Source organism: Rhizobium sp. ERR 1071, assembly GCF_007828675.1.
Taxonomy (GTDB): Bacteria; Pseudomonadota; Alphaproteobacteria; order Rhizobiales; family Rhizobiaceae; genus Rhizobium; species Rhizobium dioscoreae.
Window position 1 is genome coordinate 114,099 of the sequence record NZ_VITM01000005.1, and the last position, 12,716, is coordinate 126,814.

Below are 12,716 nucleotides of genomic sequence, written 5' to 3' on the forward strand. Positions count from 1 at the left end.
GATTAACATTGATCTTATTGGGTGGAAGTTTGAGCGAAATAGAAGCAATTGCGAAAGAGGAACCTTCGTTGAGTCAGGCGGTGGGGTGAAAGTCGATCGTCTCGATGCTATTCGCAGTCATCTCTATGCGAACGGATTTTCGACCATCCAGGCGCTCGCGGACGCCATCGGCGCGTCCCTGGCAACGGTGCGCAGGGACCTGCAGGTGCTCGAACGGGAAGGCGCCATCGACCGGGTACATGGCGGCGCTCGCATCGCCGAGGGCTCCTCGGTGGAGCTTGCCTTTCAGGAGCGAGCCAAGCGGCATTTGTCGGCCAAGCGTGCAATTGCAACAGCTGCCTACGATTTGCTGAGCCCGCGCACGGCGATCTTTCTCGACGCCGGAACCACCGTCTTGCAGCTCGCGCGTCTTATCCGCCTCAACCCGATCCCACTTCGCATCTTCACCAATGGCCTGACCGTGGCGCAGGAATTCCTTAATATTCCCAATCTGGACGTCGTCTTGCTCGGTGGCCAGCTTCGCAGCGAAAATGCTTCGCTCGTCGGGCCGCAGGCCGAAGCGATGCTTGAGAGCATCTGGTTCGATCAACTCTTTCTCGGCGCGAGCGCCATCAGCCCGGATGGCGCGATCTATAGTGTCGACAGCGCCGAAGCGAGCCTCAATAAATGCATGCTCAGCCGCTCGGCGCACCGTTTCGTGCTCGCCGATTCCTCCAAATTCGGCACGATGGCGACCTATAAGGTCGCTCCCCTGAGTGCCGCCAAGGTGATAACCGATGCGGGTCTTTCCGCCCATTGGCGCGGCGAACTCGTCAACCTCGGCGTCGAGATGACAATCGCGGATCTCGGAGCGCCGGAATGAGCGACGAGCTGATCCTCGGCATCGATGGCGGCGGCAGCAAGGTGCTGGTCGCGCTCGCTGATAGAGCCGGCAACGTACTCCAGATGACGCGGAGCGGCGGCGTCAATCCGATGGACAATCCGAACTGGCGGCGCGAGCTGGATCTTGCCCTGCGCCCCTTCCTGGAGCGGGAGCAGCCGGCCGCCGTCGCCGCCGCGCTGCCGGCCTATGGTGAGGTCGCCCACTTGTCGGAACGGCAGCGCGAGTCTATAGAGACCAGCTTCCCCAAGGCCAAGCGGCATATTCTCAACGATGTCGACGCGGCTCATCTCGGCGCCTTCGCCGGAAAGCCCGGTATTCTGATCCTGTCCGGAACGGGTTCCATGGCCTGGGCACGCAACAGCGCTGGCGCATCTGCGCGCGTCGGCGGATGGGGCGATGTCATCGGCGACGAGGGCAGCAGCTATTGGATCGGGCGGGCAGCTCTCAGCCTCGTCAGTCAGAGTCTCGACGGGCGGGCAGGTCCGACCACGCTGGCGAAGGCCATGTTCGAATTCCTGAGCCTCGACAGCATCGACCCGGTCAATGCGCTGGGAGGATGGGTGAGCGAACTCGAAAACCCTCGCGCCGAGATCGCTGCCCTCTCAGTTCTCGTCGATCGCGTTGCGCGCGCTGGTGACGCAGCAGCCAAACGACTGATCGATCAGGCCGCATCCGAACTGGCAAAGCATATCGACGCCATAGCGCCGCATTGCGATCCGTCGGCAGACTGGACCCATGCCGGCGGAACATTTGCAAGCCGCGCCCTGCTAACCGCGCTCGAGCGGCGCATCGGTCGCCCGGCCGTGAGCCCGAAGCTTCCTCCCATCGGCGGCGCCCTCCTGGCGGCCGCCCGACTCCTCGACTGGCCGGTGGATGACGGCTGGATCACGCAAATCGCCGCAACGGCAAAGACCGCGGCGGTGCATTCAGGTGAAGCAGACCTCAATAACAAGGAAAGAAGGGAACATGCGTAAATTTACTTTGCCATTCGTCGCTCTGGCGGCGCTCGTTGCCGCCGTTCCGGCTCTCGCTCAGGATGCGAAACCGCTTGCCGGTCAATCGATCACAGTGCTGATGCCTTCGCCACAGGCGCCCAACATTCCCGGCGACTTCGAAGCCGAGACCGGCATTCACGTCAATATGCAGACACTCTCGTGGGACGATATCCGCCCCAAGCTCGTCACCTCGCTGATCGCGGGAACAGCGCCGGCCGATGTCACCGAATTCGATTGGTCATGGACCGGCCAGTTCAGCGCCGCGGACTGGTATCTGCCGCTCAACGACGTGATCGACGCCGATACGGTCAAGGATATCGGTGTCTCCAAGATCTTCACGGTCAACGGCAATCTGCTCGGCGTGCCCTATACCAACGACTTCCGCGTCATGCTGATCAACAAGAAGCATTTCGCCGACGCGGGCATCACGACAATGCCGAGGACACTCGACGAACTTGTCGCCGCCGCCAAGCAGATCAAGGAAAAGAAGATCGCGACCTATCCGATCGGCCTGCCGCTTTCGGCGACCGAAGGCGCGTCCACAAGCTGGTACCTGCTAACCAAGGCCTTCGGCGGCGAACTGTTCGACAAGGATTTCAAGCCGCTTTTCGTCTCGAAGGATTCGGCCGGCTACAAGGCACTCGCCTTCGAGCTGATGCTGCTGAAGGAGGGGCTCGTCGATCCGGCGTCGACCGGCCTCAAGGACAGCCAGATCAATGAGAGCATGTTTGCCCAGGGCGTCACGAGCATCATGATCTCGGGCGAGCCGGGCAGGATCGGTCAGATGAACGATCCCAAGCAGTCGAAAGTGGCCGGTCAGATCGAGGCGATCCTGGTGCCGACGGCAAGCGGCGAGACCCGCAGCTTCGGCCTTCCCGAAGCACTCGCGATTCCCCGCGTTTCACAAAATAGGGACGCCGCCATCGCCTTCGTCAAATGGTTCACCAGCAAGGACTTCCAGAAGAAGAACGCGGCCAATGGCGCATTGCCGACCCGCACCTCGGCATTGTCCGAGCTCAACGCCGCCAGCCAGCTGCTGAGTGGCGATACGCTGGTCGCGCAATCGAAGACCGTCGAGCCGCTGTTCCCGCAGGGTACGCCTCCTTGGTATCCGGAATTCTCCAGCGCGGTAAATACAGCCATCAATAGCGCGGCGAAGGGCCAGGTCACCGTCGATCAGGCCATGCAGAACATCGCCGAAGCGGCAAAGCAGGCATCGGCGCAATGACAATCGCAGTCTCTGCCGATGGCAGGAGCAGGCGTGGTGCCGGCGTCAAGGCCGACACCATGCTGGGTATCCTGCTTGTCTCGCCGATCCTGATCACGATGGCGGCCCTTGTTTTCTACCCGATCGGAAGAACGGTGTGGGACAGCCTGCACAGGGTCAATCCGATGCAGGCGGGAACACCTTTCGTCGGGCTGGAGAACTACACCCGCATGTTCTCCGACGCGGCGCTTGGTACGACATGGATCAACACATTTCTCTATGTCGTGCTTGCGGTCATCGCTGAAACGGTGTTCGGCGTGCTGGCTGCCGCTCTCATCAATCAGGTCAAGGTTGGACGGCAATGGCTGCTCGCGGCTGTCGTCCTGCCCTGGGCGTTGCCCGGTGTCGTCAACGCGGTGATCTGGCTCTGGATCTATCAGCCCGGCGCGGGATTGCTGAATGGCATTCTATCGGCCGTGGGGTTGCCATTTGAAAACCACGTCTGGTTCAACGATCGCACCAGCGCCATCATCGCCGTCACGGTGGTTCACGTCTGGCGCATGATGCCCCTCACCGTCGTCATCGTGCTGGCCGCCATGCAGAGCATTCCCGCTCATCTCTATGAGGCCGCGCGCATCGATGGTGCAACGCGCACGCAGATGTTCGCCTTGGTCACGCTTCCGCTGGTGCGCAGCGCCATTGCCGTTGCCATGACCAACGCGACCGTCAATGCATTCAACCTCTTCGATGAGGCCTGGGTCTTGGCGGGTTCCAGCCTCGAGACGCGACCGGTTCTCGTCCAGATCTATCTCGAGACCTTCCAGAACCTGCGTTTCTCTTACGGCATGGCCTTGTCTCTCGTGATCACGTTGGTCTCGCTGCTGGTTTCGCTCGTCTATGTCCTGCGGGTCTATCGCAACACCAGGTTTGATTGATGAAACAGAGCCTTTCCTATCGTTTGCTGATCTGGGCCGGTGTCGCGGTTCTCCTGATCTGGTCGCTCGGGCCGATCTACTGGACGCTTGCAAGCTCCATCACTCCGACCGAGGACTTTTCGGCTAGACCGATCCATTTCTTTCCGCAGCATTTCACGCTGGACCATTTCTCGCGCCTCTTCGGCATCGATATTGCCAGGATCGGCGGAGTTCAGGTCTGGTCGCAGTTTCGCGCGGCACTGATCAACAGCATCGTCACCTCGGTGGCCGCGACGCTTCTTTGCGTGGCGATATCGGCCCTCGGCGCCTATGCCTTCACGCGGATCCAGTTTCCTGGTCGTGGTTTTTTGTTTGCAGCTGTGGTCGCGACACTGGCAATCCCCGGCTACGCGGTGCTGATCCCACTTTACCGGATCATGATCAGCCTTCATTTGGTCGACACCTATGTCGGCGTGGCATTGATCTATGTGTCGGCCTATCTGCCTTTGTCCCGTGGTTGCTGCGCAGCGTCTTCGAGGCATTGCCGATCGCGCTTGAGGAGGCGGCACAGCTCGATGGCGCGGGCAGGCTCTACATCTTCTTCAACATCGTCCTGCCGCTTGCCGGTCCCGGCCTGACGGCGGCGGCCATCCTAACCTTTCTTGGCGCATGGGGGCAGTATCTCGTCCCGCTCATCTTCTCGCCGCAGGCGACGAAGCCCCTGACGGTGCTGATCCCGGAATTCGTCACCAAGAACTTCATCGACTATGGGCTGATCACGGCAAGCGGATCGATCGCCATCATCATTCCCGCCCTGGTCGTCATCTTTCTCAATCGATACCTCGTCAGCGGTCTGCTGGCAGGATCGGTCAAGTAAATCGGAGCTGATATGAATACGACGGAAAAGGTGATCTTCGAACAATTCCCTTATTGGGAAAAGGCGATCGGACCGGTCTCCGCCCCGCATGATGCCGAACTGACGGTTTTTCTGGGCTGCGGCACATCCTACAATCTTGCTTTATCGCTTGCGGCTCACGCCAATCTTGCCGGCTATCCGGCGATTGCCGTACCGGGTGCGGAATGGCTGAACCGGCCAGCCGCCGTCTGGCCACGTTGGCGGAAGGCCCATCTGGTGGCCCTTTCGCGCAGCGGCGAAACGACGGAAACCGTTGCCGCCGCCAAGGCAAGCCGCAAGGCCGGCGTTTTCGTCACCGCCATAACGGTCGAGCCCGAAAGCTCGCTTGCCAAGAACTGCGACCGGCTGATCGAAGCGGCGACCCACGGCGATGAGGGCATCGTCATGACGGTTTCGGCGAGCCTGATGCTGCTTCTGGGCATGCAGATGGTCGGCATGGAGATCCCGCCATCGATGGCCCAATCGGCACGCCGCCTGGCTGATCAGCTCGACGCGGCTCTTCCGAAGATCATCAAAGGTCGCTCGCATTTCGTCTTCCTCGGCAGCGGATCGCTCTACGGCATTGCCTTGGAGGGGGCGCTGAAGCTGATGGAAATGAGCCAGATCGTCACCCAGGGCTTCCATCCGCTCGAATACCGCCATGGTCCGATCAGCCTCGTCGATGAAAATACCGCTGTTGTCATGCTTTACAGCGCCGATCAGAAGGTCGCGGAAGCCCTGCTGATCGAGGAGTTGCGGCAAAAGGGAGCGACTGTCATCGGCTTTGGCGGTCCAGGCGATCTGGAACTGACTGTCGATTGCGATCCGGCACTCGTGAGCCTCTACGTGCTGCCGGCTCTGCAGATCCTTGGAGAAAGGGCAGCACAGTCGAAGGGTGTCGATACGGTATCGCCCCGTCATCTGACCAAGGTTGTGATGCTCGGATGAACGCCTCCTTCGAGCACAATCGCGGCATCGCGCTGAAGAAGCTTCTCGGCGATCGCGTCAAGACACTGCCGCACGGCATCACCTCCGTTTGCTCCGCGCATCCGCTCGTTATCGAGGCGGCGCTCAAGCGTGCGGCTTCGGAAGGGGCGGTCGCGCTGATCGAAGCGACCTGCAATCAGGTCAATCAGGACGGCGGCTATACCGGGATGACACCCCGCGATTTCCGCCGTTTCGTCGAGGAAATCGCCGTCGCGGTCGGCCTTCCCATCGATCGCCTCATCCTGGGCGGCGACCATCTTGGGCCGAACCCGTGGAGGAAGCTTCCCGCGGAGGAAGCAATGGCGAAGGCCGAAGCGATGATTGCCACCTATATCGAGGCGGGCTTCGAAAAGATCCATCTCGATACCTCGATGGGCTGCGCGGGCGAGCCCGTCGCCTTGGCCGACGAACTGACGGCGGAGCGTGCCGCGCGGCTCGCCCGCGTGGCGGAAGAGGCCGCTCGTCGCTCCGGCCTCCGACCACCGGTCTATATTATCGGAACCGAGGTCCCGCCGCCGGGCGGCGCCACCCACGCCCTCGACGAGCTTGAGGTGACGCGAGCAGAGGCGGCGATAAACACGCTGGCGGTGCATCGTGCCGCCTTCGCCAAGGCCGGTGTCGAAAGCGCCCTGGAGCGGGTGATCGCCATCGTCGTCCAGCCCGGCGTCGAGTTCGGCAATGCCAATGTCGTCCTTTACAGACCCGATCGCGCGGATGGCTTGATTGGCGCTCTCGACCAAATGCCCGGCTTGCTCTTTGAGGCGCATTCCACGGACTATCAGCCCCGGGACGCGCTCGCCGCCCTCGTGCAGGGCGGTTTTGCGATCCTCAAGGTCGGCCCGGGCCTGACCTTTGCCTTGCGGGAGGCGCTCTATGGCCTCGATGCCATCGCATCGGTTCTCGCCGGAAGGGCTCCGCCTGATGCGATCTATACGACAATGGAGGCCCTCATGCTCGAAAATCCAGGTCATTGGAATTCCCATTATGGGGGCTCGACCGAGGAACAGCGCCTGCAGCGCCATTTCAGCTATAGCGATCGCATCCGCTACTATTGGCCGAACGAGAAGGCGGCCGCGGCAGTCGAGACCCTGTTCGCGCGCTTCGAAGGCGATATTCCGGAAACGCTCATCAGCCAGTATCTCGGCCGGGTCTATCCGGCAGTGGTCGCAAGGAGGGTTCCGCCTCGGGCGCGCGATCTCTGCATCGCCGCTATCGATGCGGCCCTGGAACCCTATTCCGCGGCCACGCTCGCATAGTCGCCCTAGCGCGCTTTCCGGCCATGGCGGTCGGCAAAGGCGTTGGCGATCAGACACACGCTTTTCTAACTGGAGATCATAATGGCATCGGTCAGCGTGACGAGTGTCCGCAAGAGCTACGGTCACTTCGAAGTTCTGCATGGAGTGGATATCGATATCGAGGATGGCGAATTCGTCATTCTTGTCGGCCCTTCGGGCTGCGGAAAATCGACGCTTCTTCGCATGATCGCCGGACTGGAGGAGATCAGTGGCGGTGAGGTCGCGATCGGCGGTCGGGTGGTCAACGATGTCGAAGCCAAGAGCCGCGACATCGCCATGGTGTTCCAATCCTACGCGCTTTATCCGCATATGACCGTCGCGGCGAACATGGGCTTTTCGCTTCGGCTGGCCAAGGCGCCGAAGGAAGAGATCCGGCAGCGCGTGCGCGATGCGGCGCAGATCCTCGGCTTGGAAAACCTGCTCGAGCGCTATCCGCGCAATCTGTCCGGCGGTCAGCGCCAACGCGTTGCCATGGGCCGCGCGATCGTGCGTCAGCCACAGGTATTTCTCTTCGACGAACCGCTGTCCAATCTGGACGCCAAGCTGCGCGTGCAGATGCGCTCGGAAATCAAGCAACTACACCAACGTTTACGCACGACCACGATCTACGTCACCCATGACCAGATCGAAGCCATGACGATGGCGGACCGGATCGTCGTCATGCGCGACGGCTATGTCGAGCAGATCGGCTCGCCTCTGGAACTGTACGACCGACCCGCCAACCTGTTCGTTGCTGGCTTCATCGGCTCCCCGGGGATGAATCTCATTCGCGGCAAGATCAGCAGCGCTGGCCCGCTGGAATTCCTCGCCGATGGCGGAGCGCGCCTTCCATTGCCCGCAGGGCTCGACGTCAAGCGTGGCGCGGAGGTTGTCTACGGCATGCGGCCCGAAAACATTGCCATGGGCGAGGGCGGCATCGATGCGGAAGTCGTGGTGGTGGAGCCGACCGGAGCGGAGACCCTGATTGTTTGCCGTATCGGGTCCGACGATCTCGTCATAGCGCTGCGCGAGCGGGTGGCCACGCAGGCTGGCGGCCGTCTTTCGTTGATACCTGATCTTGGAAGGCTGCATCTTTTCGACGCGGCGACCGGCCGGCGGCTGGAGTAAGCTCATTCGCCATTGCTCGCCGCCACCGGCCTGAAGATCGGTTGCATCGCGGCATCCGAGGACAGGTAATACAAGTCGGTAGCGGGAAGACCTTGGTTTCAGTCGGCAGCCAGCCAGGCTTTGATCCCTATGAGGCTATGAAACTCGTCGACCGCACGTACTCTTTTCCCGGGTAGCGCAAGAGCTGCCATCTCCGCCAGGGCTCGACCCGGCCCCAGTTCGAGGATCGTCGTCACGCCACGTTCGGCCATGGCTTCGATCACGCCTGCCCAATCGATCCTTTCGGCCAGTTGCCGCGCAAGCCCTCCGCGGGCGCGTTGCGGATCGACGACAATCGTGGCACTGGTGGCGGTCATGAGGCGCAGCGCCGGGCGGTTGACAGCTGCCGAGGCAAGGGCTTTATCAAACGGTGCCACCGCACCGGCGAGCCGCGGTGTATGGGAGGCGATATGCACTGGCATCGGCGCGGCGCGTGCCGCGCCTTCTTCAAGCGCGGCGGTGCATAGCGCATCGATCGATTGTCTGGCGCCGCCGAGGATGAACAGGAGATCGGGGTTCACGATGGCGATTGCGCAGCCGAAACGATCGGCAAGCTCCCGCACCGCCGCCATTGGCAAACCACGCACATAGCCAAGTCCGTCATCTGGGCCGCCGGCGGCGTCCATTTCCCGCGCCCGCTGATCGACCAGCCTCAAAGTGTCCATGGGTGACCAGATCCCAGCCACCCCCCACGCCGCCATTTCACCGACGCTGTAGCCAGCCACCATTGTTTCGCTTGGCGCTCCGGCCGGAAAAAGGACGCGAGCAATCGCAAGCGCACGTATCACGCACAGGATCTGACCTTCGCGGTTCGCATGCAACGCGGCTTCGGGTGCGGTCCGGCAGAAGTCCGTTGGATGCGCCCCAAGCACCGCGGCCGCGGCCTCGAAGATGAGCTGCGCGTCGGGTTCCGCTGCCAGCAGCCGGAACATTTCCCGGCTCTGGTGGCCTTGGCCCGAACACAGCAGCGCGAGGGTCACGATTCCAACACCTCGGTAAACAATGCCATCGCAAGGAGATCGGCGCAACCGCCCGGGCTGAGGTTGCGCGCCACGAACGCCTCGTGAACGGCCTTGGCATCCCATCGCCAACTCGCGCGTCCGACCCCGCCGTCCGCCAGGAAGGCGCTGGTCTTGTCACGCGCGAAATTCAACCCTTCCGGGCCGGCACGATAAAGCAGATTGCTGTCGTCGACCACCGCGATCAGGGCCATGCAGGCATGAACCCTCGCGGCTTCCTCGTTACCCATGGCCAGGCGCCGCCCTTCGGCAAGCGCGGGGCGGGCGACATCGTAGACGGATGGCATGCCGGCGGCAGCCTCGGCCCGCGCGCCGCCGACCTGGTAGCGTCGCGCCACCACGCTGCCGTGAGTGTCGTGCTCCGGCGCATGGTTAAGGATGTCACGTCCCCAACGCTGTGCGACAAGGGTGCCGAGCGGCGCCTGCCAGGCGCGGTTCGCCGCCAGGCCGGCCGCCGCCGCCAGAAGGCCAAGGCCGAAGATGGCGCCGCGATGGGTGTTTACTCCGCCGGTCGCATCCCTCATTGCCTTTTCCGCCTCAATGCCGATTTGCCGCAGGCGATCCATGCCGGCGTTCATCGCGCCCGCCTCCGCAAGCGCGACGAAGAACGGCTCCAGCGTCCGAGCGCTCAGGCGCAGAAGATCCGCGTCCATGTCGGCGTGAGCGCCGTTGTCGATGTGGCTGACCAATCCGGGCTTGGGCCAGGTTTCCACCTCCAGGACGAGCGCTTGGGCGGCATGCCGTCCAATCAGCGCGGGATCGCGATGCTTGACGGCGACGGGACATGGTTCGGTCAGCAATGGAAACGTCATGCGAAGAGCGCCTCCCGCGCAATAAGGGCCGATCCAGTATGGGATTTAACCAGGAGTTCCGGGTTTTCCGACAGCCATTCCCGCCACTGAACGGCCGTGCCGTAGGGCGTGATCAATTCCGCGTCGATCCGCATGGGCGCGTGTTCGGCAACATCGGTCAGTAAAGCCGTCACTCGCCTTGCATCTGCGTCCGAGCGACACTCGACCAGAAGATCGAGATCGGAAGTATCGGCCAGATAGGAAAGGCCGGTCAGGTATTGCCAAGCCAGACTTCCGAAACAGCGACAAGAGGGGGCTGCCTCCAGAAGCGCGCCAATGGCCTGACACCATTGCGCCGGCGCCGCGGGTAGCGCATCCCTCAATAGAGGAGGAGCTGCCGTCTGCATGACGGCAGCTGGCGGGCATGCGAGAGCGAGCCGTTTTCGCCCCATGCCTGGAGGAAGGGGCAGCCCCAAGGGTATGATATCCGTCGCGTCGCCGCTGGTCCGACGACGGAAGATTGCCGGTCGTCCCAATTCCGCCCATGCCAGCAGATCGGGCTCCATTTCGCCCTGGACTCGGCCCTGCAGCAAGCCCAGCCATGCTTCGGAGCGCACATAGACAAGATCGTGACGGCGGAGGGCGGCGACATCAACCATGGAGCAAAGCCAGCCGTTCTATTTCGGCCGCGATCATGGCGGCCTTCGGCCGACCGCCGCGATCCGCGCCCCATTGCGCGCGCGGATCGCGCGAAATGGGCTTGGCGAGAAGCGCGGCGAGCTGGGCGTTCAAGGAGGACGCCGGATCCCACACTTCCGCTATGGCGCCGGTTGCGAGAAGATTATCGAGGCCGGGCGCGAAGACGGGCGTTGTCGCCGCCTTTTCTTTCAGCGTGGCAAGCGGCAGCTTGGTTACCCGGGCCATGGATGGCAGGTCCATGACTTCGGGCCAGGCGGTGGGCAGGGCTGCCAGCGATCCGCAAGCCAGCGCGGTGGCAATGAAGGCGCCGGCAGCACTGCCGCCATAGAGAAGGCCGACCGTACGGTGTCCCGCATGCTCAGCTTGCCACAGCGCCTTTGCCAAATGCGCCAGCGCCTCGCTGAGACCCAGCAGTTCGTCACGCCGGCTCATGCGTTGACTGCCGGAGTCGACCAGGAATAACAGGGGTGAACTGTCCGGCCGCCGGGCGACTGACAGGATATGCCCGGCCAGCGCTATCGCTTCATCGACGCCCGGATAGGTCTTGTCGGCAATGCCGATCAGGTCGATCCGGTTTTGTCGGTCCAACCGCCCCCAGCCGGTAACAAGCCCATCCGCCAGGGTTATCTCGTGGCCGGCGGGAAAGAGTGAGGACAGGATGTCAGCGAGCTGCATCGGCGCTCTCCCGATGGATATTGGCCGTGGTGAGGAAAGTCCCGATGTCCCGCTCCGGTATTTGCCCGGAGTCCTCGATCTGCAGCCGCGCCCATATCTCGGTAGCATCATGGGCATCGCCGAATTGGCGCAATCGATGTTCGAGCCGCGTCTGTTCCGCTTGCAGTACCGTCGGGTCTAAAGTGGCCGGCCGTTGCAGCGCGGCAATCGCACCGGCGCGGAAGGCGGCGATATCGTCCTCGACGAAGATATCGGCTCCGCCGATCAGGTAGCGATGCTTGCCGCCCATGGTTCGCCAGACGAGCGCCCGATCCCGCGAGTCGAATTCTTCCACGCCCCTGTTCGTCTCGATGACCTCCGGCCCGGACACGGATAGGCGACCCTGCTCGGAGATGATGAGCGCCGAGCAGCAGCCGGCGATCAGGCTGCCGCCGCCATAGCAGCCCGCCCGGCCGCCAAGAAGACCGATGACGCGCGCGCCCTCGGATCGCGCCTCCAGCACGGCGCGCATGATCTCGGAGATTGCCAATTCACCGGCATTGGCTTCTTGGAGGCGCACGCCGCCCGTGTCGAAGAGAATGACGATATCCCGCCGCATCTTAGCCGAGGCATGCAGCAGGCCAGTCAGCTTGGCGCCGTGCACCTCGCCAATGGCACCGCCCATGAAGCGCCCTTCCTGGGCGGCTACTAGTACCGGGCGACCATCGATGCGGCCGGCTCCGACGATGATGCCATCGTCGAACTGCCGGGGCAAATCGAAGAGTGAGAGGTGAGGGCTCGTCTCCCGCCGTTCCGGGCCTAGGAATTCGGTGAAGCTGTCGGCATCGAGCAGATGCAGCAGCCGGCCACGGGCGGAGTCTTCATACCAGCTTCGGCGCGGCGTGCGAGGATCGGTCATTCTGGCTTCTCCATCAGCCGTACACCCTGGGCCAGGCGCAGCGCCACCATATCCGGCCGGGCGCCGCCGTCATTGATCGTGATGCGCAGGCCGCCGGCGGCGGAGCGTGCCGCGAAATCTTCGGTAACCGCTGCCCACAGCTCGGCGAAACCATGGGCCGGCGTCGCGATCTCGATGACGCAACGGTCCGGCGCCTCCCGTCGTTCAAGCAATACTTCGAGGTTGCCCGACGCGACGACGCCCACCAAGGCGAGGGCGCGGGTCCCGCCAGTCTGCGTCGATTTCAATTCGTAAAGCAGATTTTCCATAGGG

General features: G+C 62.8%; 13 protein-coding genes and 1 pseudogene. 8 read left to right on the plus strand and 6 right to left on the minus strand.

From position 1 onward, the window contains the following. Positions 1-85 precede the first annotated feature (85 nt). The 8 genes and pseudogenes from FBZ99_RS18845 to FBZ99_RS18880 all read left to right on the plus strand — a co-directional run bounded on the left by FBZ99_RS18845 (position 86) and on the right by FBZ99_RS18880 (position 8,283). Positions 86-862, plus strand: a complete 777-nt coding sequence (locus FBZ99_RS18845; protein ID WP_145634270.1) for a DeoR/GlpR family DNA-binding transcription regulator — start codon at positions 86-88, stop codon at positions 860-862. After that, positions 859-1,857 carry an N-acetylglucosamine kinase gene (locus FBZ99_RS18850; protein WP_145634272.1) on the plus strand — a complete coding sequence of 333 codons (999 nt, stop codon included), beginning with the start codon at positions 859-861 and terminating at the stop codon, positions 1,855-1,857. Before FBZ99_RS18845 ends, FBZ99_RS18850 begins: the two co-directional genes overlap by 4 nt. Next, positions 1,850-3,106, plus strand: coding sequence for an ABC transporter substrate-binding protein (locus FBZ99_RS18855; protein WP_145634274.1), 1,257 nt, complete (start codon positions 1,850-1,852; stop codon positions 3,104-3,106). The genes FBZ99_RS18850 and FBZ99_RS18855 overlap by 8 nt, the downstream gene beginning before the upstream one ends. Further along, complete coding sequence (locus FBZ99_RS18860) at positions 3,103-4,020, plus strand: carbohydrate ABC transporter permease (RefSeq protein WP_145321289.1); 918 nt, start codon at positions 3,103-3,105, stop codon at positions 4,018-4,020. The genes FBZ99_RS18855 and FBZ99_RS18860 overlap by 4 nt, the downstream gene beginning before the upstream one ends. Further along, positions 4,020-4,876 (plus strand): annotated as a pseudogene (locus FBZ99_RS18865) (carbohydrate ABC transporter permease). The gene FBZ99_RS18860 and the pseudogene FBZ99_RS18865 overlap by 1 nt, the downstream one beginning before the upstream one ends. 12 nt (positions 4,877-4,888) lie before the next feature. After that, entirely contained in the window at positions 4,889-5,842 is a 954-nt protein-coding gene (locus FBZ99_RS18870) for an SIS domain-containing protein (protein WP_145634276.1), read from the plus strand. Further along, on the plus strand, positions 5,839-7,137 hold the full coding sequence (locus FBZ99_RS18875; RefSeq protein WP_145321293.1) for a D-tagatose-bisphosphate aldolase, class II, non-catalytic subunit: 1,299 nt from the start codon (positions 5,839-5,841) through the stop codon (positions 7,135-7,137). The genes FBZ99_RS18870 and FBZ99_RS18875 overlap by 4 nt, the downstream gene beginning before the upstream one ends. 81 nt (positions 7,138-7,218) lie before the next feature. Further along, complete coding sequence (locus FBZ99_RS18880; protein ID WP_113420705.1) at positions 7,219-8,283, plus strand: ABC transporter ATP-binding protein; 1,065 nt, start codon at positions 7,219-7,221, stop codon at positions 8,281-8,283. A 98-nt stretch (positions 8,284-8,381) separates the two neighbouring features. Here FBZ99_RS18880 and FBZ99_RS18885 read toward each other — a convergent pair whose 3' ends face one another. From FBZ99_RS18885 to mdcC, 6 genes are read right to left on the minus strand one after another with little or no spacing between them, the layout of a single operon-like run. Continuing rightward, positions 8,382-9,302, minus strand: a complete 921-nt coding sequence (locus tag FBZ99_RS18885) for an ACP S-malonyltransferase (protein WP_145634278.1) — start codon at positions 9,300-9,302, stop codon at positions 8,382-8,384. Further along, positions 9,299-10,153, minus strand: coding sequence for a triphosphoribosyl-dephospho-CoA synthase MdcB (gene mdcB, locus FBZ99_RS18890; protein ID WP_145321297.1), 855 nt, complete (start codon positions 10,151-10,153; stop codon positions 9,299-9,301). Before mdcB ends, FBZ99_RS18885 begins: the two co-directional genes overlap by 4 nt. Then, the gene (gene mdcG, locus FBZ99_RS18895; RefSeq protein WP_145321299.1) at positions 10,150-10,791 is read right to left on the minus strand and encodes a malonate decarboxylase holo-[acyl-carrier-protein] synthase; all 642 of its coding nucleotides are present in this window, start codon (positions 10,789-10,791) and stop codon (positions 10,150-10,152) included. The genes mdcB and mdcG overlap by 4 nt, the downstream gene beginning before the upstream one ends. After that, on the minus strand, positions 10,784-11,506 hold the full coding sequence (locus FBZ99_RS18900; RefSeq protein WP_145634282.1) for a biotin-independent malonate decarboxylase subunit gamma: 723 nt from the start codon (positions 11,504-11,506) through the stop codon (positions 10,784-10,786). The genes mdcG and FBZ99_RS18900 overlap by 8 nt, the downstream gene beginning before the upstream one ends. Continuing rightward, positions 11,493-12,404, minus strand: a complete 912-nt coding sequence (locus tag FBZ99_RS18905) for a biotin-independent malonate decarboxylase subunit beta (RefSeq protein ID WP_145634284.1) — start codon at positions 12,402-12,404, stop codon at positions 11,493-11,495. Before FBZ99_RS18905 ends, FBZ99_RS18900 begins: the two co-directional genes overlap by 14 nt. Beyond that, positions 12,401-12,712, minus strand: coding sequence for a malonate decarboxylase acyl carrier protein (mdcC, locus tag FBZ99_RS18910; RefSeq protein WP_145634286.1), 312 nt, complete (start codon positions 12,710-12,712; stop codon positions 12,401-12,403). The genes FBZ99_RS18905 and mdcC overlap by 4 nt, the downstream gene beginning before the upstream one ends. Positions 12,713-12,716 lie beyond the last annotated feature (4 nt).